The sequence below is a fragment of the Sphingomonas faeni genome, from assembly GCF_003053745.1.
GTDB lineage: Bacteria > Pseudomonadota > Alphaproteobacteria > Sphingomonadales > Sphingomonadaceae > Sphingomonas > Sphingomonas faeni.
In genome coordinates this window covers 866572-892179 of record NZ_QAYE01000001.1, presented here as the reverse complement: position 1 = coordinate 892179, position 25608 = coordinate 866572, and the positions used below count along the sequence as shown (strand labels likewise).

The window sequence follows — 25608 nt, the reverse complement described above, 5'->3', positions numbered from 1 at the left end:
TCCGACCGGCAGCTCAAAGCGAGCCTTGCCGCGTCCCTTATGGTAGCGTAGCCAAGGACCGCGTGGTCGGCAACCAGACTAAATCCATGGGCCATATTGGTATGTCCCCTGACCGCCCCACGTCCGATCCCCTGTCAGAGCAGGACAAGCTTGCTGTCAAATGACGGGCTTGTGTCTGGACTTATATTGGTTACATTCCTCGACCAGCGGCCGTCAGGAGCCGATACAGGGAGCAGTCGACATGCGTGCAACCGCGAACCGAAATGCCGGGCGCTGGCTGACGGCGACGGCGCTGCTTCCCGCCGCTTTCTGCGCGGTCCCGGCCCAAGCGCAGGACCGCCTGCCACTGGTACCGCAACCTTCTGCAATCACGCGTACCACCGGCAGCTTCATGATCGCCAACGGTGCGACGATCACAGCCGATCCTTCCGACACCGGTGCCGCCGCCGCAGCGCTTCTGCTCATCGCGCATGTGAAGACCGAGCGCGGGCTGGCTCTCCAGACGTCGCCTAACGGCAATATCCGTTTCGTTCGCGACGCCGCGATCAAGGGCGCCGAAGCGTACCGGTTGACCGTCGATGCTTCGGGCGTGAAGATCACTGCGTCGGGCGACGCCGGGCTTCTCTACGGCGCGATGACGCTCGCCCAGCTCATCAGTCCCGATCGCGCGTTCGGCCGACCCGTGCGCATCCCGGCGGTCACGATCGACGACGCCCCCCGCTTCGGCTGGCGTGGGCTGATGGTCGACACCGCGCGGCATTTCCAGTCGCTGCCCTCGATCTACGCGATCGTCGACCAGATGGCGTCGGTGAAGCTCAACACGCTCCACCTGCACCTGTCTGACGACCAGGGCTGGCGGTTCGAGGTGAAGGCCTATCCCAAGCTGACCGAGATCGGCAGCATCCGTACCAGCCCCTCGACCGGCGAAGCACCCGGCACGCGCGTCGGCGGTTTCTACACGCAGGACGAACTGCGCAAACTGGTCGCCTACGCCGCCGAGCGCGGCATCGTCATCGTCCCCGAGATCGACCTGCCCGGCCATGCACAGGCGCTCGTCGCAGCCTATCCAGACCTCGGCGTGATCGGCGACACGCCCCAGGTCAGCAACGCATGGGGCGTCAACCCGTACCTCTTCAACCCCGGCCCCAAGGGCATCGCGTTCGTCAAGACGGTGCTCGACGAACTGATGGCGGTGTTCCCCGGCACCTACATCCATCTCGGCGGCGACGAGGCGGTCAAGGACCAGTGGGAACGCAGCCCCGAGGTGCAGGCGCAGATGGCGAAGCTCGGCATCAAGGACGAGAACGGCCTGCAAAGCTGGATGATCGACCAGTTCGGGACCTATCTGGCGAGCAAGAAGCGCCGCCTGATCGGCTGGGACGAGATCCTCGAGGGCGGCCTGCCCCAGTCGGCCTCAGTAATGTCGTGGCGTGGTGAAAAGGGCGCGGTCGACGCCGCGAACCAGAATCACGACGTCGTGCTGTCGCCCGCACCGACGCTGTATTTCGACAATCTGCAAAGCGATCGCCGCGACGAACCACCCGGCCGGCTCGCGATCCAGTCGCTCGCAACCGTCTATAACTACGAGCCGATGCCGACGGGCATCTCGGCGGACAAGGCGCAGCACGTGCTCGGCGCGCAGGCCAATCTGTGGAGCGAGTACATCGTCACGCCGTATCAGATGCAGCACCTGATCTTCCCGCGCGCCGCTGCACTCGCGGAAATCACCTGGTCGGGCAAGGACAAGCGCGATTTCGCCGGCTTCCTCGACCGGGTCCAGCCGCAGATCCGGCGCTGGCGCAAGTCGGGGCTGGAGGTCGCGGACAGTGCGTTCGCGGTCGGCTACACGCTCGACGGCACACGCGGCGATGCGCTCCGCACCAACAAGGCGAAAGTCGTGCTCGCGACGCAGGCGCCGTACGGCACGATCCGCTACACGCTCGACGGCAAGGTGCCGACCGCGCGTTCGACCGCCTACACCGCGCCGCTTTCGGTAAAGCCCGGCGTGTCGATCCGCGCCGCTGCGTTCGATGCGAGTGGCCAGCCGGTCGCTGAGCCGCGGCTGTTCGAGACCGGGCGCCAGGCGCTGCTGACCCGCACCGCGTCCGACATGATCGCATGCCCAGGGGGGTCGCTCGGCCTGCGCCTGCCGCTGACGTCGGAGGCGCAGGGCAATGCGCCGGTGTTCAACGCCGACATCTTCGATACCTGCACCGCCTACCCGGCCGCGCCGATGGATGTCGCTAAGGGGTTCACGATCGATATCGCCCGCCTGCCGCGCAACTGGGGCCTCGCGCATGACGTCACCAAGGTCCGCCAGCATTACAACGTGACGCCGCACGGCGAGCTGATGGTGCTGGTCGGCTGCACCGTGAAGGGTGCGAAACCGGTGATCGCCGGCACCTTCCCGCTGCCCGATCCGAAGACCGCGCCGACCCGCTTCAGCGTCAGGGGGACGTTGCCGACGATCACCGGAGACCGCGACGTCTGCCTCCAATTCACCTCCCCCACGTCCGACCCGTTCTACGCGGTCGAGCGCATGACCCTGTCGGAGACACGCTGATGCGTCGCTGGTTCGTCCTTCCCCTGATCGCGCTCGCCGCGCCCGCCTTCGCCTCGCCCAAGACCATCGTGCCGCTCGACGGCGCGTGGCAGGTGCGGATCGATCCGACCGACACCGCCGCGATTGCCGCGCACAAGCGCGAGGCCACTTGGCTGCCCGCGGCCGTCCCGGGATCGGTGCAACAGGACCTGATTGCCGCGCACCGCGTGCCCGATCCGTTCAAGGGCACCAACGAGGCGGCGATCCAGTGGGCGGGGCTGACCAAATGGCAGTTCCGCCGGGTGTTCGACGTCACCCCGGCGATGATGCAGCGCAATCACCTCGACCTCGTGTTCGACGGGCTCGATACGTTCGCGACGGTCAGCGTCAACGGCAAGGTACTCCTCACCACCGACAACGCGCACCGGCGCTGGCGCGTGGATGCGCAGCCGGTGCTGAAGGTCGGGCGCAACGAGGTGCTGGTGACGATCGCCTCGCCGATCCGCACGCTCCAGCCGATGGTGCTCGCCGAGAAGAACCCGCTGCCCGGCGAATATGACAGCGCGTTCGGCGACGAACCGAAGGGCAAGCAGACCTCGCCCTACATTCGCAAACCCAAATACAATTACGGCTGGGACTGGGGTCCCCGCATCGTCAACACCGGCATCTGGCGTCCGGTCCGGCTGGAGATCTGGGACGACGCGCGGATCGAAACGCTCCGCGTCGACCAGGAAGCACTGACGCCGACCGAAGCACGGCTGTCCGCCAAGCTCGACATCGCCGTCGAGACGCCCGGCGTCGCGACGATCCGCGCCGCGGTCACCGGGCCGGACGGCAAGACGGTCTCGGTCGACCGGACGGTGACGCTCGTTAAGGGCACCAACGCGGTCTCGATCCCGCTGGTGATCGCGGATCCGAAACGTTGGCAGCCGGTCGGTTACGGCGCACAACCGCTCTACACCGTTACCGCCTCGTTGGGCGGCGCGGAGCCGACTCCCGAGGACAGCGTGACGAAGCGGATCGGCCTGCGCACGGTCGAGCTCATCCGCAAGGACGGCAGCTTCGGGTTCAAGGTCAACGGCACGCCGATCTTCGCCAAGGGCGCGAACATCATCCCGTTCGACAGTTTCCCGGCGCGCGTCACGCCTGCCTATATGGAGACGATCCTGAAGGGCGCGCGCGACGCCAACATGAACATGGTCCGCATCTGGGGCGGCGGGACCTATCTGGACGACGCGTTCTACGACATCGCCGACCGGATGGGCCTGATGGTATGGCAGGACTTCATGTTCGGCGGCAGCGTCACGCCGCCCGACGCCGCTTTCCGCGAGAACGTCCGGATCGAGGCCGAGGAACAGGTCGCGCGGATCGGATCGCATCCCTCCGTCGTGCTGTGGGCCGGCGGCAACGAGGTCCTGTCGGGCTGGGAAAACTGGTCGGACCGGAAAGCGTTCAAGAAGGCGGTCGGTGCCGACGAGCAGGAGCGCATCGGCGCCGGCATGGCCGTGCTGTTCGACCGCGTGCTGCGCGAAGCCGTGACGCGCAACGCCCCCGGCACGCCCTATTGGCCAGGCTCGCCCTCGACCAATTACGAGGGCCCCGTCGACACCGACAAGGACGGCGACCGCCATTTCTGGGACGTCTGGTCGGGCTCCAAGCCGGTCGAGAACTATCTCGACAGCTGCCCGCGCTTCATGTCCGAATACGGCTTCCAGTCGATGCCCGACCTGTCGACGATCCGCGAATTCGCCGGCAAGGGTACGCTCACCGCGGACAGCCCGGTGATGAAAGCGCACCAGAAGTTCCTCGCCGGCGAAGGCAATGAGCGGCTGATGATGTACCTGCGCGATCGGTTGCGGCCGGCGCGCGATTTCGCCGATCTCGTGTACCTGACGCAGGTCAACCAGGCCGAGGCGATCCGCATCGCCGCCTCGCATCACCGCGCCTGCCGCCCGGTGACGATGGGTTCGCTCTACTGGCAGCTCAACGACGTCTGGCCCTCGATCAGTTGGGCGAGCATCGATCATGCCGGCCGGTGGAAGCTGCTCAACTACGCCGCCCGGCGGTTTTTTGCGCCGCAAGCGATCGTCGTCGAGCGGAAAGACGGCGCGACGCGTATCTCGCTGATCTCCGACGCGACCACGCTGGTCGACTCACGCTGGCGGGTGCGGACGATGACGATGGACGGCAAGGTGTTGAAGGACACCACCGCCGCGCTGATGCTCGAGCCGCTCTCGTCGAGACTGGTCGCGACGCTGTCCGACGATGCGCTGTTCGGGGCTGCTGCCCCCACCGCCAGCTACGCGGTCGCCGATCTGCAGCTCGATAACGGCGGCACGAGCCGGGCGATCATCGAGCGCGCCCTGCCCAAGGACATGGCGTATCCCGACCCCGGCCTGAGCGTTCGCTGGACCGGCACCGACGTGAAGATCACCGCGACAAATCTGGCCCGCGCGGTCATGCTCGATTTCGGCGCGGTCGCGGCCCAGCCGTCCGACGACGGCTTCGACCTGTTGCCGGGCGAAAGCGTCACCATCCATGTCGTCTCCGACGCCTCCGCCGCCACCTTGCGAAAAGCGCTTACCTTGAGGACCCTCGCCCGATGATCTGGCTCCTGCTCGCGTCCGCCGACCCGGTGGCGACCGCCGTCGCGCAAATGTCGCTCGAACAGAAAGCGGCGCAGTTGCAGAGCACCGTGCCCGCCGATCCAAAAGCCGGCCTGCCCGCCTATGACTGGTGGAACGAAGGGCTTCACGGCCTCGCGCGCAACGGCCACGCGACCGTCTTCCCACAGGCGATCGGCATGGCCGCGACCTGGGATACCGCGCTGGTCGCGAAGATCGGCGACGTCGTCGCGACCGAGGCGCGCGCGCGCTTCAATGCGCAGGACGTCGGCGCGAACCGCAAGATCTACGAAGGGCTGACGATCTGGTCACCCAACATCAACATCTTCCGCGATCCACGCTGGGGCCGCGGCCAGGAAACTTACGGCGAGGACCCGTATCTGACCGGTCGCCTCGGCGTCGCGTTCATCGGCGGGTTGCAGGGCCCCGACCCGCTCCACCCCAAGGTCATCGCTACCCCCAAGCATTTCACGGTCCACAGCGGCCCCGAAGCCGGACGCGACAGCTTCGACGTCGATCCCAGCCCCTATGACCTGGAGGCGACCTACTTCCCCGCATTCCGCCTCGCCGTCACCGAGGGCAAGGCGCAGTCGCTGATGTGCGCGTACAACTCGATCCACGGCGTCCCCGCCTGTGCATCGTCGGCGTTGATGGTCGACCGGCTGCGGCGCGACTGGGGGTTCAAGGGCTTCACCGTGTCGGACTGCGACGCGGTGTCGAACATCAGCCTCTACCACCACTACCGCCTCGACGCCGCGGGCGCCGCCGCCGCCGCGATACGAGGCGGCACCGACCTCAATTGCGGCAGTGCCTATGCCGCCCTCCCCGCCGCCGTCCGCCAGGGCCTCGTCACCGAAGCCGAGGTCGACACCGCGTTGATCCGTTCGCTCGAAGCCCGCCGCGCGCTCGGCACCGTGTTCGGCGCCGCCAATCCGTGGCGCAGCATCGGCACCGACCAGGTCGACACCCCCGCCCACCGTACGCTCGCGCTCGACGCGGCACGGAAGTCGATCGTCCTGCTCAAGAACGACGCCAACCGCCTGCCATTGAAGCCCGGCAGCCGGATCGCGGTGATCGGCGCGGACGCCGACGATCTCGGCGTGCTGCAGGGTAATTACCACGGCACCGCGGTCGCCCCCGTCACCCCGCTGGAGGGCATCCGCAAGCAGTTCGGCGCCGCCAACGTCCGCTACGCGCAAGGCTCGTCGCTAGCCGACGGTGCAGCCGTGCCCGTCCCCGAGACCGTCTTCGCCGGCCGCCTGAAGACCGAGTATTTCGCCGCCCAGGCTGGCGTCGGCGCACCGACCCTGACGCGCACCGATCGCCACATCGACATCGACCACAACCGCGCGAGCCCCACGCCCGGTCTCGCCAAGACGTTCGGCGTGCGCTGGACCGGGACCTTCACGCCCCCCGCCGCCGGCACCTATCCGCTGGTCGTCGACGTCCCCGCCTGCTGGAAGGATTGCGCGACGCACGACGCGGTCCGGCTCTGGATCGGCGACCGCCAGCTCTCCGCCGGCGAGGTCAAGAAGGGCCGCGTCGAGGTCACGCTCACCAGCGACGGCAAGCCCGTCCCGTTCCGCCTCGAACTCGATCATCGCAGCGACGACGAAGGCGTCCGCCTGCTCTGGGCCCCCCCCGCACAGCCGTTGCTCGACCAGGCCGTCGCCACCGCGCGCGACGCCGACGTGATCGTCGCGGTGATGGGCCTGTCGCCCGATCTCGAAGGCGAAGCACTCTCGGTCAGCGTCCCCGGCTTCGTCGGCGGCGACCGCACCGACATCGGCCTGCCTCCAGCGCAGGTCCGCCTGCTCGAAGCATTGAAGGCCACCGGCAAGCCCATCGTCCTCGTCCTCACCAGCGGCAGCGCGGTCGCGGTCGATCCGGCATCGGCCGATGCGATCCTCGCCGCCTGGTATCCGGGCCAGGCCGGCGGCACCGCGATCGCCGAGACGCTGGCGGGGCTCAACAACCCGTCGGGCCGCCTCCCCGTCACCTTCTACAAGACCACCGGCGACCTGCCCGCGTTCACCGACTACACCATGAAGGAGCGCACCTACCGGTACTTCACCGGCACGCCGCTCTGGGGTTTCGGCCACGGCCTGAGCTACACGAACTTTGCGTACTCGGTGACAAAGCCATCCCTCAGCGTCGCCGCCGGACAGCCGCTCACCGTCACCGCCAAGCTGTCGAACGCCGGCAACCGCGCCGGTGAAGAAGTCGTCCAGGCCTACCTCGTAGCGCCCGCGGCCAAGGCCGGCGGCCCGACCACACCCGTCCTCCAGCGCCAGCTCGTCGGCTTCGGCCGCGTCGCGCTCAAGCCCGGCCAGTCACGCACCGTGCCGCTCACGATCGATCCGCGATCGATGAGCAGCGTCGCACGCGACGGCACGCGGACGATCGTCCCCGGCGCCTACCGCCTTTATATCGGCGGCGGCCAGCCCGGCGACGGCGCGGGCCAATGGAGCGACCTGACGATCACCGGCACGACGGTGGAGCTGCCCAAGTGAGCGCCACGACCATGGACCGCCGCACCGTCATGGCGGGCGGTGTAGCCGGGGGCCTGGCGCTCGTCGGCACGCCCGCCTTCGCCGCCCGCCCCTCGCTCCCCAGCAAGCGCCCCGCGCTCGCCAACCGCAACTTCACCAGCCGCTCGGTCGAACGCGAGATCGCGCGCGTCTCGGCCCGGATCGGCGACCCGAAACTCCGCTGGATGTTCGGCAACTGCTATCCGAACACGCTCGACACCACCGTCCGCATGTCGACGATCGGCGGCGCCCCCGATGCGTTCGTCATCACCGGCGACATCCCCTGCCTCTGGCTCCGCGATAGCTCCGCGCAGCTTCGCCCCTATCTCCATCTCGTCCGCGAAGATCCGGCGCTACGCACGCTCTTCCGCGGCCTGATCGCACGCCAATCGCGCTCGATCCTGATCGACCCCTACGCCAACGCGTTCATGGAAAGCCCGACGGCGAAGACCAACCTCAGCTGGGCGCTGAAGGACCAGACCGAGATGAAACCCGGCGTCGCGGAGCGCAAATGGGAGATCGACTCGCTCTGCTATCCGATGCGCCTCGCCTACGGCTATTGGCAGGCGACGCGTGATGCCACGCCGTTCGATGCGACCTGGGCCGAGGCGGCGCGCGCGAGCATCCGCACCTACCGCGAGCAACAGCGCAAGGACGATCGCGGCCCCTACAGCTTCCTGCGATCCTCGAACCGCAACACCGAGACGATGGCGCTCGAAGGCTGGGGCAATCCCGCCAAGCCCAACGGCCTGATCCAATGCGGCTTCCGCCCCTCGGACGATTCCTGCGTCTACCCGTATCTGATCCCGTCGAACCTGTTCGCGGTCACCACCCTGCGCGAACTCGCGGTCGTCGCGAACGAAGCACGTCACGACACGGGGCTCGCCGCTGATGCCACCGCGCTCGCGAATGAAGTCGAGGCGGCGCTCGTCGCGCACGGCCGGATGCGCCTGCGCGACGGCAGCGAGGTCTGGGCGTACGAGGTCGATGGCTTCGGCAACGCGGTCTTCATGGACGACGCCAACGTGCCGTCGCTCTCCGCGCTCGCCTATATGGGCTGCGTCCGCGCCACCGATCCGCTCTGGCGCCGCACCGCGCAAGCCGCCTGGAGCGACGCCAACCCCTATTTCTTCAAGGGCGCCAAGGCCGAGGGGATCGGCGGACCGCATGTCGGGCTCGGCCATATCTGGCCGATGTCGCTGATCGTCCGCGCGCTGGCGGGCGCCGACGACGCGACTGTCCGCGCGTGCTTGCGTATGCTGCGCGACACCGACGCCGACACCGGTTTCATCCACGAGGCGTTCGACAAGGACGATCCCGCCAAGTTCACGCGGTCCTGGTTCGCCTGGGCCAACGGGCTGTTCGGGGAACTGATCGTTCAGCTTGCGAACACCCGCCCCGCACTATTGGCGAGCTCCTTATGAAGATCACCCGACGCGCCCTGCTCGGCTCCAGCGGTGCGCTCGCACTCACCGGCGCGATCCCCGCCGCCGCACGGTCCGCAAAGGCCGCGCCCAACCTCTGGATCGGCACCGGCGGAGACGGCCATACCTATCCCGGCGCGACGATGCCGTTCGGGATGGTGCAGGTCAGCCCCGACACCGATACCGAGAATTGGGCGAACTGTTCGGGCTATCATCACGGCGACCCGACCATGATGGGCTTCTCGCACACGCATCTGTCGGGCACCGGCATCGCCGACCTGATGGACGTGCTGGTCGTCCCCGGTCGCGGCGCGGTCAAACTGCTGCCCGGCGCACCCGACAAGCCCGGCGAAGGCTATCGCCAGACTTACACGCAGGAAGTCACCGAGCCCGGCTATTACGCCGTCACGCTCGGCAACGGCGTCCGCTCCGAACTGACCGCGGAGACGCGCGTCGGGTGGCAGCGTCACCACTTCCCCGCCGGCCCCGGCCACCTTCTGGTCGACCTCGGCAACTACCGCGACAGCCGCCCCGGCGAAGGTCCGCTGATCGACGAGAGCCGGATCGAGCTCGATACCGACGGCACGCTCACCGGCAGCCGCCGCACGTTCCGCTGGGCGAAGGGGCGCCGCATCCATTTCGCGATGCACGTGTCGCCAAAGCCCGACCGGATCACGCTCTACGCCGACACGCAGGGCGTCAACGGCGCGATCGTCACCGCCGACCGCGTCCGTGCGGTGCTGCATTACGATAACGCGGGTGCCGCACCGATCGTCGTCCGCACCGCCGTCTCCGCGGTCGACATGGCCGGCGCGCGCACCAACCTCGCCGCGTCCTATTTCCGCGAGTTCGACGTTGCGCGACGCCAGGCTATCCGCAACTGGGCGGACACGCTCAAGGTCGTGAAGGTCGAGGGCGGCAGCAACGACGCCCGCGTCATCATGACCACCGCGCTCTACCACGCGATGATCGCGCCGACGCTCTTCTCCGACGTCGACGGCCGCTATGTCGGGCTCGATCGCGAAGTCCACAGCGTCCCCGCCGGCGAGCAGGCGTACAGCACCTATTCGACCTGGGACACGTATCGCACGCTCCACCCGCTGCTGACTTTGGTCGCGCCCGATCGCGCGAAGTCGCTGGTCCGCGACCTGATCCGCCAGACGCAGCAAAGCGCGTACGGCCCGCCCTGCTGGCCGCTCCAGGGAGTCGAGACCGGCACGATGATCGGCTGGCACTCGGTCGCGATCATAGCCGAGGCCGCGGCAAAGGGCATCGACGCCGGCTATGCCGCAGCATGGCCCGCGATCCGAACGCGCGCGTTCGATCCCGCCGCGCCCGACCTCGTCAACAGCCGCGCGCGTGGCACCTATATCGAGCGCGGCTACCTACCCGCGGACGTCGTCGACGAGTCGGTCAGCCGGACTCAGGAATACGCCTATGACGACTGGGCAATGGCGACGCTCGCGCAGAAGGCCGGCGCGAAAGAAGACGCCGATCGCCTGCGTCTCCGCAGCCGCAACTACCGTAACGTGCTCGATCCCGCGATCGGCCTCGCGCGGCCCAAACTCGCCGACGGCAGTTGGCTGACGCCCTACGACCCGATCCAGCTCGGCCACACCAAGCGCTACCGCGATTATACCGAAGCGAATGGCTGGCAGACGACGTTCCTGAACCAGCACGATCTCTACGGCCAGATCGCGCATTTCGGCGGCGACGCGAAGTTCGCGAGCCGGCTCGATGCGCTGTTTGCCGCGCCGTCGACGCTGCCCAAGGACGCGCCGCCGGACATCTCCGGCCTGCTCGGCCAATATGCGCACGGCAACGAACCCGACCAGCACGTGCCGTATCTCTACGCCTATGTCGGCCAGCCGTGGAAGACGCAGGCGTTGGTCCGCAAGCTGCTCGACACGATGTACCGCAACGCGCCCGACGGAATCATCGGCAACGACGATTGCGGCCAGATGAGCGCGTGGTTCGTGATGTCCGCGCTCGGCTTCTACCCGGTCGATCCGGTCGCGGCGGTGTACGTGTTCGGCTCGCCGCTGTTCACCCACGCCGAAGTCCGCGTCGGCAAGGGTCGCAAGCTGGTCGTCGAAGCCCCCGGCAACCGCGCCGACACGCCCTACGTCGCGGCGGTCCAGTGGAACGGCAAGCCGTGGACGAAAAGCTGGATATCGCATGCCAATCTCGCGGCCGGCGGCACGCTCCGCTTCACGATGTCCGCCACGCCGAACTCTGCATTCGGCGCGAAGCTCGCCGACCGACCGCCCTCGTTCGGCCAGCCCGCTGCCTGATACCCCCCGGAGACGATGATGACCGAAGTTTCCCGCCGCCTGCTGCTCGCCTCGGGTCTAGCCGCCACCGCCACGCCCGCGATCGGTGCCGGCCGCGACACCGCGCCGAAGCCTTGGGGCGCGACGCCCTCGAAGCGGCAACTCGCCTGGCACGCGCGCGAGCAATATGCGTTCGTCCATTTCTCGATCAACACCTTCACCGATCGCGAATGGGGCTATGGCGACGAGGATCTGAAGCTCTTCGACCCGACCGACTTCTCGCCCGACCAGATCGTCGCCGCGGCCAAGGCAGGCGGCATGCGCGGGATCATCCTGACCGCCAAGCATCATGACGGCTTCTGCCTCTGGCCGACGATGCTGACCGAACACTGCATCCGCAACAGCCCCTACAAGGACGGCAAGGGCGACATCGTCGGCGAGATGGAACGCGCCACGCGCCGTGCCGGGCTCGATTTCGGCCTCTATCTCTCACCCTGGGATCGCAACCACGCCGACTATGGCCGCCCGGCCTATGTCGAGTATTTCCGCAAGCAGGTGGTCGAACTCTGCACCCGTTACGGCACGCTGTTCGAATTCTGGTTCGACGGCGCGAACGGCGGCGACGGCTATTACGGCGGCGCGCGCGACACGCGGAAGATCGACGCGCCCAAATACTATAACTGGCCGTCGATCGTCGCGCTGGTCCACGAGCATCAGCCGATGGCCTGCACCTTCGACCCGCTCGGCGCGGACCTCCGCTGGGTCGGGAACGAGGACGGCGTCGCCGGCGATCCGTGCTGGCCGACCATGCCGAACCATCCCTATGTCCAGTCCGAGGGCAATTCGGGCGTGCGCGGTGCGCCCCTTTGGTGGCCCGCCGAGACCGACGTCTCGATCCGGCCCGGCTGGTTCTACCACGCCGACGAGGATTCGAAGGTCAAGACGCCCGCGCGCCTCATCAAGCTCCACGACGAGTCGGTCGGTCGCGGCACCAACCTCAACCTCAACCTGCCGCCCGACCGCCGCGGTCGGCTCGCCGATATCGACGTCGAGACGCTGAAGTCGTTCGGCGCTGCTCAAGCCGCGACCTTCGCCACCGATCTCGCCAAGGGCGCCGTCGCATCCGCCAGCCACGCCCGCGGGAAGACCTATGCGGCAAGCACGGTGCTCGACGGCAACCGCGACACCTACTGGTCGACGCCCGACGCCATCACTACGCCGACGCTGACGCTGGACCTCCCGCCGGGCCAATCGTTCGACCTCATCCGCCTCCGCGAGTATCTCCCACTCGGCATCCGCGTGACCCGGTTCGCTATTGATGCGGAGATCAACGGACGATGGGAAAAGCTCGCCGAGCATTCGGGCATCGGCCCCCAGCGCATCGTCCGCCTGGACACGCCGACCGCCCCCCGCCGCCTCCGCCTGCGCATCCTCGAAGGCACAGCCTGCCCCGCGATCAGCGAAGTCGCGCTCTTCCGTCAGGTCGCGCCCGAGCCCGTCGCCCAGGTCCGCAACACCGACACGACCACGGTCGTAACCAGCCGCTGGTCGATCGTCACCGCGACCGCACCGGGTGCCAAGGCGCTGCTCGACGACGACAGCGCGACCGCCTGGACCATGCCCGCACCCGCGCCCGGCACACCCGCCTCGGTCACGATCGACCTCGCCGCGAGCGAAACGCTCGCCGGCTTCGTCCTGATCCCGTCCCGCGCGGTGATGGCAAAGACCGCCCCGCCGAAAGGCTACCGGGTCGAGGCAAGCACCGACGGCAAGACCTGGCAGGACATCGCCAAGGGCGAACTCCCCAACATCGCCTACGCGCTCGCCGCCCAGCGGATCGCCTTCGCCCGACCGACCACCGCGCGCTACCTGCGCTTCTCGTTCGCCGAGACCGCGATCCCCGCACAACGGCTGGCGATCGCCGGCCTCGGCGCGTTCAGACCGAAACCAGGCGCATTATGACGGGCACAGGTATATCTGCCGCCGCAGAAGGAGAATCCAGATGACCGCCTATGTCGTGTTCGTGCGCAACGAAGTCACCGATGCCGAAGAGATGAAGCAATACCAGGCCAAGGCACCCCTCGCCCGCGAAGGCCGCACGCTGAAGCCGCTGGCGTTCTACGGTGCGGTCGAGACGCTCGAAGGTCAGGCTGTCGAGGGCGCCGTGATCCTCGAATTCCCGGACGTGGCCGAGGCGCATGCCTGGTATGACAGCCCGGCCTATCAGGACGCGTTGCAGCACCGTCTAAAGGGCGCCGACTACCGCGTGTTCGTGATCGAGGGCCTCCCCGGCTAACATCGGGCCACTGATCCCCGGCTGGCGCGCCCAACCTGTACGCCAGCCAACAACCCCGTTCAGGAACGATGTCTCTCGATAGCCGTATCAACGGCACATCCCGATTGTCGGGTTCGAGAGGACATCTCATGAAGTTTACACATCTCATCGCTGCCGGGTTGGCCTTCGCGACACTCGGCCTCGGCGCCGCCGCTCCCGCAGAAGCACAGCGCGGGTACAGCCAGCAGTATCGCGACAACGATCACCGGGGCGACCACCGTGGCGACCGCCGCGACTATCGCCACAACGACCATCGTGGCGATCGTCATGACGACCGCCGCTGGCGTGGTCGCGATCATGATCGTCGCAACTGGAACAACAACCGCCGCTGCCGCACCGAATGGCGCCACAACCGCCGCGTGCAGATCTGCCGCTGATAAGTCTTGAAATTGAGTGGGCGGTGGCGCGATGCTGCCGCCCACTCTCGTTGTGACCTCTTAGAAGGACCCGGATCATGAAGCGTTTTCTCGGTACGGCTGCACTGATCGCCGCTACCTGCCTCTCAGCCGCCACCCCCGCACTCGCGCAGTCGCAAGCCGACGACGCGCGTTTCGCCGCCGCCCAGTCGCGCCTCGACAGCGAATTGCAGATCTTCCGCCAGGAATTCGATCGCTACCAGTCGGTCCGCGGCAATCGTGGCGGCTACGCGCCCCAGGGCGGCTATCGCACCGCGCCAGATCGCAGCGGCGGCTACCAGGAAGCGTATCCGGACGAGCGCGATGAAGGCAATTACGATCCCTCGCGCTACTATCGCGCCGGCCCGAACTATCAGGAGCGCACGCTGTCGACCAACGACCGCGTCTATGCGGGTCAAGACGGCAAATATTACTGCAAGCGCAACGACGGCACGACCGGGCTGATCATCGGCGCGGCCGGTGGCGGCATCCTCGGCAACGTGATCGACGGCGGCCGTTCGCGGATCGTCGGCTCGCTGCTGGGTGCAGCGGCAGGTGGCCTCGCCGGGCGTGCAGTGGAGCAGAACAACAGCCAGGTCCGCTGCCGCTGAACCAAACTTCGTCATCCTGACGAAAGTCAGGATCCAGAGCCACGAGCATAACGCTTCGTGGCTCTGGATCCTGGAGCAAGTCCAGGATGACGTAGTTATTTGGCCGCCCCCTACTTCGCCGGCCCGACCAGCTTCTGCGTAAAATACGTCATCTGCAAAGCCTGCAACCGAGCCCCCTGCTCGATATCCGCATCGCCCGAATGCCCACCCGCCGTGTCCTCATAGTAAAGATACGGAAGCCCATATTCCTTCAACCGCGCCGCGAACTTCCGCGCATGCTGCGGCCCGACCCGGTCGTCCTTGGTAGTCGTCCAGATATACGGCTCCGGATACGCCATGCCCCTCTTGATGTTCTGATACGGCGAGATCGTCTCGAGGAAAGCCTTCTCCGCCGGCACCGTCACCGAGCCATATTCGTCGACCCACGACGCCCCTGCCGCAATCCCCTCGTACCGGATCATGTCGAGCAACGGCACCTGGATCGTCACAGCCTTCCATAGGTCCGGATGCTGATTGAACTCGACCCCCATCAGCAACCCACCATTCGACCCGCCATAGATCCCCAGCTTGGCCGGACTCGTCAGCTTCCGCGCGAACAGGTCCTTCGCCACCGCGGCGAAGTCGTCATAGATCACCTGCCGCTTCGTCTTCCGCCCAGCGTCATGCCATTTCGGCCCGAACTCGCCGCCGCCGCGAATGTTGGCGAGCACGTACGACCCGCCCCTTTCCAGCCAAAGCTTGCCGGTGCTCCCCGAATAGCTCGGCGTCATCGACACCTGGAAACCGCCATACGCTGTCATGATCGTCGGCGTCGTCCCGTCGAGCGTGATGCCCTTCTTGTGGACCACGAAATACGGCACCTTCGTCCCGTCCGTGGACGTCGCCTCGAACTGCTCGACGACGTCGTTCGACGCATCGAACTTCGCCGGCAGCGTCTTGATCGGCTTCGGCGCAGCCCCCGTCGCTGCATCAAGCGAATAGAGCGAGGTCGGCGTCAGGAACCCCGTCACCGTCAGATACGCATCGTCGCTACGATCGGTCGTGCTCGCGACATCGATCGAGGCATTGTCGGGCAGCGCGATCGGCTTGGCCGTCCAGCCCCCCGCCCCATGCGTGTAAACCGACGCACGACCGCGGACGTTGTCCGACACGACCAGCAACAGCTTCGACCTGGTCAGCGCCATCCCGTCGACCGACTGGCGCGGCCCCGGCGCAAACACGATCGTCGGGTTAATCGTCCCCTTTTCCACCTCGGCGAGTGGCGCGGAAGCAACCGCCCCCTCGGGGATCTTGCCCCAAGGATCGCTGGTCGAGAAGATCACCTGCCCGTCGATCATCCCCGCCGGAAACGTCCGGTCGGGCAGCGCGAGAGGCCGCGTGCCCGCCGGCGTCCACACCAGCTTGTCCGCGCCGAAGAACGTCTTCCGTCGCTGGATCACCACCAGCCGGTTGCCCTTCTCGTCGGTCAGCACGTCCGCACCGGTCGGCCCCTGGTCGGTCGCCGCCCCGCGATACACCTCGGTCGCGGCGGTCAGCGGCTGGCCGCGCTTCACCTGCTTCAGCACGAACGCATAGCCCGACTGCGTCGTCGTCCCCGCCCCCCAGTCGCGCGCGACCAGCAGCGTATCCTTGTCGACCCAGCTCGCATCCTGCTTCGACTTCGGCAGCATGAATCCGCCCTCGACGAACGCACCGGTCGACAGATCGAACTCCCGATACGTCACCGCATCCTCGCCGCCCTCCGACAGCGCGACCAGGCACAACCGCTCCTCGGGCTGGAGACAGGTCGAACCCTTCCACACCCACTGCTTGCCCTCGGCCTTGCCCAGCGCATCGAGATCGAGCGCGGTCGTCCATTTCGGCGTCGCGCTCGCGTAATCCGCCGCACTCGTCCAGCGCCAAAGCCCATGCGGATGCTCGGCATCGCGCCAGAAATTATAGATCCGCCCGAACATCTGGTTCGGCATCGGGATGCGATCCTTCGCCGACGCGATCGCCAGCGCCTCGGCATAGAAGGTCTTGTAGCGCGGATCGTTCTGGAGCCGGGGGAGCGTCTTCGCATTCTCCGCCTCGACCCAGGCCAACGGCTTCGCGCCATCCTTGTCCTCGAGCCAGATATACGGATCGGCAGTGTTCGTTTTGGTCATCGGTGCGACTTGGGCAAGCGCGGCACCGCCCGCAAGTCCGGCGCCACCGCTCAATATCGTCGCCGCAAGCATCGAAGCCAGAACCCGCATCACCGTATCTCCCTGATTTGCTTGGCGCGATACATGCCGAGGTCTATCGCGGTCCGCAATGCAACCGGACCAGATATCGGCGGCCGACGGCCTGCCCAAGCCCCGCCGCTTCGTCGCCATCGCCGCGATCTCGGCAGGCACTGCGCTCACCATAATCGACGGCGGCATCGCCACCGTCGCACTCCCCACAATCGCGCGCGATCTGAACGTCGGCAGCAGCGCGGTGGTGACCGTCGTCACGGTGTACCAGCTGATCCTGGCGATGGCGCTGCTCCCGTTCTCCGGGCTCGGCGACCGCATCGGCCTGAAGCGCATGTACCAATACGGCCAGCTGCTCTTCACCGTAGCGACGTTGCTCTGCTTCTTCGCCAAGAGCCTGCCGTTCCTGCTCGTCGTCCGCGCCGCGCAGGCCCTGGGCGCCGCGGCGGCACTGAGCGTTTCGTCGGCGCTGATCCGCTCGATCTACCCGACCAAGCAGCTCGGTCGCGGCCTGGGGATCAACTCGGTCGTCGTCTCCAGTTCCGCGGCACTCGCCCCGACGATCGGCGGCCTCGTCCTCGCCATCGCCCCCTGGCCCTGGGTGTTCGCCAGCGCAGTCCCGTTCGCGATCGCGTCGCTCCTACTCGGACGCGCGCTACCCGAACCGCGAAAACACGACGAACCCTTCGACGTCCTTGGCGCGGTGATGTGCGCGGCAATGATCGGCCTCGTCATCGGCGGCGCGGAGAGCGCAGTCCACGGCGACAGCCCGATCGTCTCCGCCGCGATCGTCCTGACCGGCGTCGTGATCGGCTGGTTCTTCGTGAAGCGCGAGCAAGGCGAGACCAAGCCGATCCTGCCAATCGACCTGCTCGCGCGGCCGGTGCTCGCGCTGTCGGCGATCGGTGCCTACACCGCGTTCATCGCGCAGATGACGCTGCTGCTCTCGACCCCGTTCCGCCTGACGCACGCCTTCGGTTTCAGCGCGGCGGAGGTCGGCGCGGCGATCGCGCCATGGCCGCTGGCGAACATGTTCGTCGCGCCGCTCTCCGGCTGGTTGTCGGATCGCTACCCGGCAGGGCTGCTCGGCGGGATCGGCATGGGCGTCTCGATCTGCGCGCTACTGCTGATCGCGTACATGCCGGCCGACCCAGGGTATTTCGACATCGCATGGCGGATGGCGTTGTGCGGCTCGGGGTTCGGGATGTTCATGGCGCCGAACGCGCGCCTCATCATCGGCTCCGCCCCCCGCGAACGCGCCGCAGCGGCGGGCGGCCTCGTCTCGACGGTCCGCCTGGTAGGCCAGACCACCGGCGCCACCCTGGTCGCCGCCCTCCTGGCCATGGGCGTAGGCGCCGGCATGACCCCGCCGCTCGTAGCCGCCGGTCTAGCGCTAGTGGCAGGCCTATGCAGCCTAAGCCGCCTCCGCCCCTCGATCCGCAACCCGCCGACCGAGGAAACGCAGGACGTCCAACCCGCCCAGCAGACGCGCTAACTGCTGCTCCCTCTCCCCTCCGGGGAGAGGGTCGGGGTGAGGGGCAGCCAAGCAGCGCTCCGCCCGGAACAGCCCCTCACCCCAGCCCTCTCCCCGGAAGGGGGAGAGGGAGCAGGAGAAGAATGTTCACCCTGCTATTCCTCCCCGGCAAGGGGAGGGGGACCGCCGCTCGCAGAGCGGGGGTGGAGGGGGATCACCCGGAGCGTACCGCTTCGAAGAACGAATACGGCAACCGCTGACAGCCACAGGTAGCAACCCGAGCATTTACGACCGCAACTCTCGGGGTGAGCCCCCTCCACCAGCTTCGCTGGTCCCCCTCCCCGTTCCGGGGAGGATACCCCTCAGAAAGCAGCCGTCGCCTTAGCCTCCCCCATCATCGCCGCCCGCACCAAGGGGATCGGCGGTCCACCATAACTCAGAAACTGATCATGGAACGCCTTCCAAGCCTTCCGCCCACCCCGCGTCGCAGTCCAATCCGCCCGCAACTTCCGGATCATCAGCTTACCCATCGTGTAGTTCAGATACGCCGGATCATACGTCCCCCGAGCCGCCTGCTGCTTGGCGTTCCCCTCGTCCTGGTAACACTCGTCGACGAACATCCGGAACGACTGCTCCTGCGTCATCCCCTTCGCATGCATGCGGATCGCCGACAGATACCGGCAATCCCGCAGCAGCGCGTTAGAGATCTGCCCGACATGCGTCTCGGGATCGCCGTTGTTGAGCCCGGCCTCCCACATCATCTCCTCGGCATAATGCGCCCACCCCTCGGCAAACGCATACCCCACGAACAACCGCCCGAAGAGCGACGGCGAGCGGTTCGCATGCAGGAACTGGACGAAATGCCCCGGCATCACCTCGTGCACCGACGTGAACAACAGGTCGTTCTTGCCCGGCACGAACGCGTCCTGCACCGCCTTGGTCCACGTGGGATCTGGCGGCGAGATATAGTAGATCGACGGCACGCCCTTATCGAACGGCCCCGGCGGATCGATATACGCCGAGTTCTGCCGGTTGTACGGCGGCGATTCCTCGACCAGCGCCTGCTCGGTCCCCGGGATCGTCAGCAGGTCGTGATCCACGACGAATTTCCGCAACGTTGGGATCTGCCGCCGCGCCTCTGCAACCGGCCCACCGACCGGCTTGTTCGCGTTCATCTTGTCCATGCAAGCGAGGATCGTCTGCCCCTTGGCGAACGCCCCGCACGCCTGCGCCAGCGCCGCCTGGTTGCGCTTGAGGTCGGCAACACCCGCCGCCTCGAGCTGGTCGAGCGGCGTATCGACGCCCTCGGTCATCGCCACCATCCGCGAGAACTTGTCCGCCCCGAGCGCAAAATCCTGCGTCGCGGAAGCGCGCTGGCCCTCGGTCCACGTCCCCAGATCGCGCATCGCCTTCGACGCCGCCTGCGCCGCGTCGGTGAGCTGCTTCTGCGCTGCGGCATCCTTCACGCTTGCAAACGCCTTCACCGCGTCGCCCGCATAATAGTCGGCAAAGCCGTTGAACGCCGCCGTCCCGTAACTGACGTAGCTCAGCGGCATCGGCGTCTTGAGGTTCGCCTTGATGTTGCCCGCCGCCGCCGGGATCTTCTGCAGGAACGCAGTCAGCGCCTTCATCCGGGTCGGCGCATCGGCATAGTTGCGCGCGATATACGTGTTCGGATCGAGCCCCGCGCTGACATACCAGGCCGGATTGTGATGCGGCTGGTCGGCATCCTCTAGCCAGAACAGCTTCCCCTTGGCGACCTGCACCAGATAGTCGCGCTCGAACGCCTCGGCGGGTTTCAGGTCCTTGAACGCCCCCGCCTTGTCAATCGCGCCATGCAGGAAGTCCGCCTGCCGCTTCAGCCCCGCCGCGCTCCAGTCGCCCAAGCCGCCGTCATATTCGTGCTTGCCCTGATAGACCGCGTTCGCCGGATCGATCTTGAACCAGCCGTCGATGAAGCCATCGCGGAACCCCGCCCAGTCGCCCTTCGCAGCGGTCGTCGGCGCCGCAGGAGCCTGCGTGTTCGACGCGGTCTGCGCAGGACCGCACGCGCTCAAGGCGAGGACTGCGCCAAGCGCCGTCGTCATAAGTCCGATCCGCATCCTGTCTCCAATTCCGATTCGTCTGGGACCATGCTGCCAGTCGAAGCTTCGGTACGCCAGCATGCGGAACGGCGCGCACGATGAGCCGTTGAACGTGCATCTGCCAAGACAGACCGGAGACTTGCATGCCCTACGTAAAAACCCGTGACGGTACAGACATTTACGTCAAGGACTGGGGCACGGGTCGCCCGGTGATCCTCACGCACGGCTGGCCGCTCAACGCCGACAGCTGGGACGCCCAGGCGATGGCACTCGCGCACGCCGGCTTCCGCGCGATCGCGTATGACCGCCGCGGCTTCGGTCGCTCGGGCCAGCCCTGGACCGGCTACAACTACGACACGCTGACCGACGATCTGGCCGACGTGATGGAAGCCACCGGCGCGAACACCGACGCGACGATCGTCGGCTTCTCGATGGGTGGCGGCGAGATCGCGCGCTACATGAGCCGCTACGAGGGCAAGGGCGTGGTCGCGGCCGGGCTGATCTCGTCGGTCGTGCCGTACATGCTCAAGACCGACGACAACCCGGACGGCGTTCCCGAAGAGACGCTGGCCAGCATCGGCGCCGGTATCGAAGACGACCGCCCGGCGTTCTTCAAGACCTTCCTCCAGCAATTCCTCGGCGTCGGGTTCATCACGTCGCCGGTCAGCGACGAGGTCGTCGACTGGGTCTGGAGCCTCGCGATGCAGGCGGGCCTTCACCCGACGCTGGAATGCGCCAAGGCGTTCGGCCACACCGATTTCCGTCAGGATCTGGCCGCCTTCCGCGTACCGACGCTGGTCGTCCACGGGACGAGCGACAAGACCGTCCCGATCGACGCCACCGGCCGCGCCGCCGCCAAGGGCATCGCGGACTCGCAGCTGGTCGAATATGACGGCGCCCCGCACGGCCTGACGATCACCGAGAGCGATCGCTTCACCAACGACCTGCTGACGTTCCTGGGTCGGTAAACTCCAACCGACCAAACTTCTTGCCCCTCCTTGGAAGGGAGGGGTCGGGGGTGGGTCGGCTTCCGCATATTCCATCGGTGGCGGCTCAAGCCGGCCAACCCACCCCCAGCCCCTCCCTTTCAGGGAGGCGAGCAGAAGACCCCTCCCTTTCAGGAAGGGTGCAGAAGCTCAATTCCCCAGCGGGACGATAACCTCGTCCGGATGCGCGACGTTCAGCTCCTTGCGGACCATCTCGTCGACCATATCCGGGTTCGCATGATCCGGGTTCAGCAACGCCACCCGGTTCTTCAGCACCTCGCGCTTGCGATCGAGCGCGGCATAGTCCTGCTCGCGCTTCGCAAGCTGGCGCTTGTAGTCGCCATACGCGAACATCCCGTTCGGCCCAAGCACGGCATACGCGCCGAAGAACGCCATCAGCGTCAGCCCCAGCGCCGGCCACGCGGCCTTGCGCATCGTCTTCCGCAACTTGCTGGTCTTCGTCGTCACGCGTGCCATGTCGTCCTCCGGTACTCCAAACCCACTCCGTCGCCCCGGACTTGTTCCGGGGTCCACCGTTCCGCGCAATCAAGTCTGTAGATTATGCGGGACCGTGGATGCCGGAACAAGGCCCTCCTGAGCTAGTCGAAGGGCCCGGCATGACGGATGGGGCAATCACCCCCCGATCAGGATGTCGCGACCCGCGTACCGCGCCGCATCGCCCAGCTCTTCCTCGATCCGAATCAGCTGGTTGTACTTCGCCAACCGGTCCGACCGCGCGAGGCTGCCCGTCTTGATCTGCCCGCAGTTGGTCGCGACCGCCAGATCGGCGATCGTCGAATCCTCGGTCTCGCCCGAACGATGCGACATCACCGCGGTATACTTCGCCCGCTGTGCCATCGACACCGCCTCCAGCGTCTCGGTCAGCGTGCCGATCTGGTTGACCTTCACCAGCAGCGAATTCGCGATACCCTGGTCGATCCCACGCTTCAGGCGCTTCGGGTTGGTCACGAACAGATCGTCGCCGACCAGCTGCACCTTGTCACCGATCAGGTCGGTCAGCGTCTTCCAGCCCTCCCAATCGTCCTCGCCCATGCCGTCCTCGATCGAGAAGATCGGGTAGCGCCGCGTCAGGTCCGCGAGATATTCCGCCATCTCGGCACTCTCGAGGATCCGGCCCTCGCCCGAGATGTCGTACTTGCCGTTCTTGTAGAACTCGGTCGCCGCGCAATCGAGCGCGAGCATCACGTCCTCGCCGGGCTTGTACCCAGCCTTCTCGATGCTCGACATGATGAAGTCGAGCGCTTCGGTCGTGCTGCCGATGTTCGGCGCGAAGCCACCCTCGTCGCCGACGCTGGTCGACAGGCCCTTCTCGCTCAGGCCCTTCTTCAGCGTGTGGAAGATTTCCGAGCCGCAACGCACCGCTTCGAGGATGTTCGACGCGCCGACCGGCACGACCATGAATTCCTGGAAATCGATCGGGTTGTCGGCATGCTCGCCGCCGTTGATGATGTTCATCATCGGCACCGGCAGCAGATGCGCCTGCACGCCGCCGACATAGCGGTACAGCGGCAGGCCACGCGCCTCGGCCGCGGCCTTGGCGACGGCGAGGCTGACACCCAGGATCGCATTCGCGCCCAGCCGGCCCTTGTTCTCGGTGCCGTCGAGCTCGATCATCGCGCGGTCGAGGTCCGACTGGTCCTCCGCGTCCATGCCGAGCACGGTATCGGTGATCTCGTCGTTGACCGCATCGACCGCGCCGTCGACGCCCTTGCCGCCCCAACGGGTCTTGTCGCCATCGCGGCGCTCGACCGCCTCGTGTGCGCCGGTCGACGCGCCCGAGGGCACGGCGGCGCGGCCGAAGCTGCCGTCTTCGAGCAGCACGTCGACCTCGACGGTCGGATTGCCGCGGCTGTCGATGATCTGGCGTGCATGAAGGTCGATGATTGCGGTCACGTAACGATGCTCCTACAAATCCCGGTGCCGGGTCGTTCGCGCCGCCTCTACCGTCTCACGCCATATCGGGCAATCGCGCGGACATCCGAGAATAGTGTCGTGCAATCGCGCGACGGTTCGGGAACCGTGCTCCAACGACGGTGTTGAGGGCGTAACAATTCTGAAAGGGACCGTCATGGCCGACTCCAGCGTAAACGACACCGTCAACGACCTGAAAACGACCGCGAACGAGGTCGGGACCGAGCTCAGCAAGACGATCGATAACGGCGATGTCTCGGCCAAGGCCGGCGACGCCAAGCAGGCGATCAAGGACGGCGCCAACAAGTACACCGCGCAGGCGACCGACAAGGTCCGCACCTTCGCCGAAGACGGCAAGGCACGTGCGAGTGGTGCTCTGGAGCAGGTCGCGCAGTTGCTGACCGACGCCGCCGGCCAAGTCGATGAGAAGCTCGGCTCGCAGTATGGCGGCTATGCCCGCAGCGCCGCCGACAGCGTCTCGGGTTTCGCCGACCAGGTGAAGGCCAAGGACATCGACGAGCTGTTCGACGACGCGCGCGAACTCGTGCGGAAATCGCCGGCCATCGCGGTAGGTGCAGCCGCCGCCATCGGCTTTGTCGTCGCGCGACTGGTGCAGTCGGGCGTCGATGCCAACTCGAAGGTCTGACGCCTTGGTCGATCCACTGACGTTCGCGACCGGCGAGGACGAGAGCATCGCGTCGATCGTCGGTCGCCTGGCGACCGAGACGAAGAGTCTCGCGACCGCGGAAGTCGCTGTCTACAAGGCGAAGTTCGGCGAGACGGCGAGTGCGTACAAGTCGGCCGCGATGTTCTTCGCGGTTGCCAGCGTGCTGGCTCTCGCCGCGCTGATCGCACTGCTGGTCGGTGCGATCTTGACGGTGGCGACGCTGGTGGGGCCAGGATGGGCGACCGCCATCGTCGTGGTGGCCGTCCTCGCTGTGGCGGCGATCCTGGCGATGATCGGCAAGTCGAAGCTTCAGACGAAGAGCGAGCCCGTATCATGACATCCGCCAAAGTCGCCGCCGCAGAGATCGAATCGGCCCTCGCCCGCCAGCGCGTCATGATGACGATCGGGCAGTTGCAGGACCGGCTCAATCCGCGGAAGCTCGCGCTGAACGCCAGCCGCGACGTCGCCGATGCCGGCACCGCCGCGCTCAGCGCCAGCGTCGAGACCGTGAAGCGCAATCCGGGGCCGACCGCGGGGTTCGCGGCCGTCGCCGGACTGTTCCTCGCGCGTCACCGGATCGTCGGACTGTTCCGCCGCGGGCGGTGACCGCGCTGACTACGGTCACCGTATTGAAACCTAGAAGTCCCGGCTCGCGTTGAACCCTCATTGCATTGAACGGCGAGCAGCTTGCCACCAGAAGGACATTTTCCATGACCGACGCAAAGACCACCGCCAACGAAGCCGCCCACGAGACCGAGAGCCGTCTCCGCGAAGGTCTCGACACCGTCCGCGAGACCGCATCGAAGGTCTATCACGACGCCGGCGACAAGGCCTCGGAGGTTCTCGAAGTCTCGCGCGAGAAGACCAAGCGCGTCGTCAACAACCTCGAGTCCAACCCGCTCGGCATCCTCGTCGGCGGCCTCGCCGTAGGCGCGCTCGCCGGTGCGCTGCTCCCGCGTTCGGCGCGCGAAAAGGAACTGCTTGCCCCCGTCGGCAAGCGCCTCAGCGAGACGCTCGTTGCGGCAACTGCGGCCGCGAAGGATGCAGGCCGCTCGGAACTAGGCGAACTCGGCCTGACCAAGGACAATGCGCGCGACCAGGCCAAGGGCTTGCTCGAAGGTATCGTCAAGGCCGTCACGACGGCCGGTGCCGCAGGTGCGAAGGCGGTTTCGCAAAAGCCTGCCGTTTGAGAAGATAGGGCGTCTAAAGGTTCAAACCGCGGGTCGAACACGCTAGGGAGGCGGCACCCCCCTCCCTAGGAAAGCAAGCGCATGAGCAAGCTCCACCTCGTATTCGGCGGCCGCGTCAGCGACCCGCGCACCCTGGATTTCAACGATCTGAGCAAGATCGAGTTCGTCGGCGTATTCCCCGACTACGCCAGCGCCGAGAAGGCGTGGCGTGCTGCGGCGCAGCGTACCGTCGACGATGCCGAGATGAAGTTTGTGGTCGTGCACCTCCACCGGATGCTCGAGCCGAACCTGGGAGCGACTGTAGCCTGAACTACTCCGGAGCCG

20 protein-coding genes are annotated in these 25608 nt (G+C 66.8%); 16 read left to right on the top strand and 4 right to left on the bottom strand.

The features are described 5' to 3' along the window. Positions 1 to 241: 241 nt before the first annotated feature. The 9 genes from C8J25_RS04035 to C8J25_RS03995 all read left to right on the top strand — a co-directional run bounded on the left by C8J25_RS04035 (position 242) and on the right by C8J25_RS03995 (position 14735). A complete protein-coding gene (locus C8J25_RS04035; protein WP_107952293.1) occupies positions 242 to 2563 on the top strand; it encodes a beta-N-acetylhexosaminidase in 2322 nt (773 codons plus the stop codon). Further along, on the top strand, positions 2563 to 5148 hold the full coding sequence (locus tag C8J25_RS04030; protein WP_107952292.1) for a beta-mannosidase: 2586 nt from the start codon (positions 2563 to 2565) through the stop codon (positions 5146 to 5148). Before C8J25_RS04035 ends, C8J25_RS04030 begins: the two co-directional genes overlap by 1 nt. Beyond that, complete coding sequence (locus C8J25_RS04025; RefSeq protein WP_107952291.1) at positions 5145 to 7679, top strand: glycoside hydrolase family 3 C-terminal domain-containing protein; 2535 nt, start codon at positions 5145 to 5147, stop codon at positions 7677 to 7679. Before C8J25_RS04030 ends, C8J25_RS04025 begins: the two co-directional genes overlap by 4 nt. An 11-nt stretch (positions 7680 to 7690) precedes the next feature. Further along, the gene (locus tag C8J25_RS04020) at positions 7691 to 9121 is read left to right on the top strand and encodes a glycoside hydrolase family 125 protein (RefSeq protein ID WP_107952692.1); all 1431 of its coding nucleotides are present in this window, start codon (positions 7691 to 7693) and stop codon (positions 9119 to 9121) included. Beyond that, on the top strand, positions 9118 to 11415 hold the full coding sequence (locus tag C8J25_RS04015; protein ID WP_107952290.1) for a GH92 family glycosyl hydrolase: 2298 nt from the start codon (positions 9118 to 9120) through the stop codon (positions 11413 to 11415). The genes C8J25_RS04020 and C8J25_RS04015 overlap by 4 nt, the downstream gene beginning before the upstream one ends. A gap of 18 nt (positions 11416 to 11433) precedes the next feature. After that, positions 11434 to 13356: an alpha-L-fucosidase gene (locus C8J25_RS04010; protein WP_107952690.1), complete on the top strand. Its 1923-nt coding sequence runs from the start codon at positions 11434 to 11436 to the stop codon at positions 13354 to 13356. A gap of 40 nt (positions 13357 to 13396) precedes the next feature. Next, the gene (locus C8J25_RS04005; RefSeq protein ID WP_056487012.1) at positions 13397 to 13690 is read left to right on the top strand and encodes a DUF1330 domain-containing protein; all 294 of its coding nucleotides are present in this window, start codon (positions 13397 to 13399) and stop codon (positions 13688 to 13690) included. Positions 13691 to 13818: 128 nt separating this feature from the next. Further along, the gene (locus tag C8J25_RS04000) at positions 13819 to 14106 is read left to right on the top strand and encodes a hypothetical protein (RefSeq protein ID WP_107952289.1); all 288 of its coding nucleotides are present in this window, start codon (positions 13819 to 13821) and stop codon (positions 14104 to 14106) included. Positions 14107 to 14183: 77 nt separating this feature from the next. After that, positions 14184 to 14735 (top strand): glycine zipper 2TM domain-containing protein, encoded by a 552-nt coding sequence (locus tag C8J25_RS03995; RefSeq protein WP_107952288.1) that lies wholly within the window; start codon positions 14184 to 14186, stop codon positions 14733 to 14735. A gap of 110 nt (positions 14736 to 14845) precedes the next feature. Here the strand turns inward: C8J25_RS03995 and C8J25_RS03990 are convergent, their stop codons facing one another. After that, positions 14846 to 16972, bottom strand: coding sequence for a prolyl oligopeptidase family serine peptidase (locus C8J25_RS03990; protein WP_107952287.1), 2127 nt, complete (start codon positions 16970 to 16972; stop codon positions 14846 to 14848). A 58-nt stretch (positions 16973 to 17030) separates the two neighbouring features. Here C8J25_RS03990 and C8J25_RS03985 point away from each other — a divergent pair, with 58 nt between their 5' ends. Next, on the top strand, positions 17031 to 18446 hold the full coding sequence (locus C8J25_RS03985; protein WP_107952286.1) for an MFS transporter: 1416 nt from the start codon (positions 17031 to 17033) through the stop codon (positions 18444 to 18446). A 341-nt stretch (positions 18447 to 18787) separates the two neighbouring features. Here C8J25_RS03985 and C8J25_RS03980 read toward each other — a convergent pair whose 3' ends face one another. Beyond that, the gene (locus C8J25_RS03980) at positions 18788 to 20527 is read right to left on the bottom strand and encodes a DUF885 domain-containing protein (protein ID WP_107952285.1); all 1740 of its coding nucleotides are present in this window, start codon (positions 20525 to 20527) and stop codon (positions 18788 to 18790) included. A 125-nt stretch (positions 20528 to 20652) separates the two neighbouring features. Here C8J25_RS03980 and C8J25_RS03975 point away from each other — a divergent pair, with 125 nt between their 5' ends. Further along, the gene (locus tag C8J25_RS03975) at positions 20653 to 21477 is read left to right on the top strand and encodes an alpha/beta fold hydrolase (RefSeq protein WP_107952284.1); all 825 of its coding nucleotides are present in this window, start codon (positions 20653 to 20655) and stop codon (positions 21475 to 21477) included. 168 nt (positions 21478 to 21645) lie between these two features. On the opposite strand, the gene C8J25_RS03970 is transcribed toward C8J25_RS03975, so the two are convergent. Next, positions 21646 to 21972 carry an FtsB family cell division protein gene (locus C8J25_RS03970; RefSeq protein ID WP_055878455.1) on the bottom strand — a complete coding sequence of 109 codons (327 nt, stop codon included), beginning with the start codon at positions 21970 to 21972 and terminating at the stop codon, positions 21646 to 21648. Between the two features lie 156 nt (positions 21973 to 22128). After that, entirely contained in the window at positions 22129 to 23409 is a 1281-nt protein-coding gene (gene eno, locus C8J25_RS03965; RefSeq protein WP_107952283.1) for a phosphopyruvate hydratase, read from the bottom strand. A gap of 175 nt (positions 23410 to 23584) precedes the next feature. Between eno and C8J25_RS03960 the strand changes: the two genes are divergently transcribed. The 5 genes from C8J25_RS03960 to C8J25_RS03940 all read left to right on the top strand — a co-directional run bounded on the left by C8J25_RS03960 (position 23585) and on the right by C8J25_RS03940 (position 25593). Continuing rightward, entirely contained in the window at positions 23585 to 24073 is a 489-nt protein-coding gene (locus C8J25_RS03960; protein ID WP_056062308.1) for a hypothetical protein, read from the top strand. 4 nt (positions 24074 to 24077) lie between these two features. Then, complete coding sequence (locus C8J25_RS03955) at positions 24078 to 24431, top strand: phage holin family protein (protein ID WP_244186722.1); 354 nt, start codon at positions 24078 to 24080, stop codon at positions 24429 to 24431. Further along, a complete protein-coding gene (locus C8J25_RS03950; protein WP_056062302.1) occupies positions 24428 to 24700 on the top strand; it encodes a hypothetical protein in 273 nt (90 codons plus the stop codon). Before C8J25_RS03955 ends, C8J25_RS03950 begins: the two co-directional genes overlap by 4 nt. A gap of 104 nt (positions 24701 to 24804) precedes the next feature. Continuing rightward, a complete protein-coding gene (locus tag C8J25_RS03945; RefSeq protein WP_107952281.1) occupies positions 24805 to 25284 on the top strand; it encodes a PLP-dependent aminotransferase family protein in 480 nt (159 codons plus the stop codon). 81 nt (positions 25285 to 25365) lie between these two features. Then, entirely contained in the window at positions 25366 to 25593 is a 228-nt protein-coding gene (locus C8J25_RS03940; protein ID WP_056051043.1) for a DUF4170 domain-containing protein, read from the top strand. The last annotated feature ends 15 nt before the right edge of the window (positions 25594 to 25608 follow it).

Bases quoted from the DNA above. Each gene is read 5' to 3' on its own strand.
- C8J25_RS04035 (WP_107952293.1), top strand. From the start codon at position 242: ATGCGTGCAACCGCGAACCGAAATGCCGGGCGCTGGCTGACGGCGACG.
- C8J25_RS04030 (WP_107952292.1), top strand. From the start codon at position 2,563: ATGCGTCGCTGGTTCGTCCTTCCCCTGATCGCGCTCGCCGCGCCCGCC.
- C8J25_RS04025 (WP_107952291.1), top strand. From the start codon at position 5,145: ATGATCTGGCTCCTGCTCGCGTCCGCCGACCCGGTGGCGACCGCCGTC.
- C8J25_RS04020 (WP_107952692.1), top strand. From the start codon at position 7,691: ATGGACCGCCGCACCGTCATGGCGGGCGGTGTAGCCGGGGGCCTGGCG.
- C8J25_RS04015 (WP_107952290.1), top strand. From the start codon at position 9,118: ATGAAGATCACCCGACGCGCCCTGCTCGGCTCCAGCGGTGCGCTCGCA.
- C8J25_RS04010 (WP_107952690.1), top strand. From the start codon at position 11,434: ATGACCGAAGTTTCCCGCCGCCTGCTGCTCGCCTCGGGTCTAGCCGCC.
- C8J25_RS04005 (WP_056487012.1), top strand. From the start codon at position 13,397: ATGACCGCCTATGTCGTGTTCGTGCGCAACGAAGTCACCGATGCCGAA.
- C8J25_RS04000 (WP_107952289.1), top strand. From the start codon at position 13,819: ATGAAGTTTACACATCTCATCGCTGCCGGGTTGGCCTTCGCGACACTC.
- C8J25_RS03995 (WP_107952288.1), top strand. From the start codon at position 14,184: ATGAAGCGTTTTCTCGGTACGGCTGCACTGATCGCCGCTACCTGCCTC.
- C8J25_RS03990 (WP_107952287.1), bottom strand. From the start codon at position 16,972: ATGCGGGTTCTGGCTTCGATGCTTGCGGCGACGATATTGAGCGGTGGC.
- C8J25_RS03985 (WP_107952286.1), top strand. From the start codon at position 17,031: ATGCAACCGGACCAGATATCGGCGGCCGACGGCCTGCCCAAGCCCCGC.
- C8J25_RS03980 (WP_107952285.1), bottom strand. From the start codon at position 20,527: ATGCGGATCGGACTTATGACGACGGCGCTTGGCGCAGTCCTCGCCTTG.
- C8J25_RS03975 (WP_107952284.1), top strand. From the start codon at position 20,653: ATGCCCTACGTAAAAACCCGTGACGGTACAGACATTTACGTCAAGGAC.
- C8J25_RS03970 (WP_055878455.1), bottom strand. From the start codon at position 21,972: ATGGCACGCGTGACGACGAAGACCAGCAAGTTGCGGAAGACGATGCGC.
- C8J25_RS03960 (WP_056062308.1), top strand. From the start codon at position 23,585: ATGGCCGACTCCAGCGTAAACGACACCGTCAACGACCTGAAAACGACC.
- C8J25_RS03950 (WP_056062302.1), top strand. From the start codon at position 24,428: ATGACATCCGCCAAAGTCGCCGCCGCAGAGATCGAATCGGCCCTCGCC.
- C8J25_RS03945 (WP_107952281.1), top strand. From the start codon at position 24,805: ATGACCGACGCAAAGACCACCGCCAACGAAGCCGCCCACGAGACCGAG.
- C8J25_RS03940 (WP_056051043.1), top strand. From the start codon at position 25,366: ATGAGCAAGCTCCACCTCGTATTCGGCGGCCGCGTCAGCGACCCGCGC.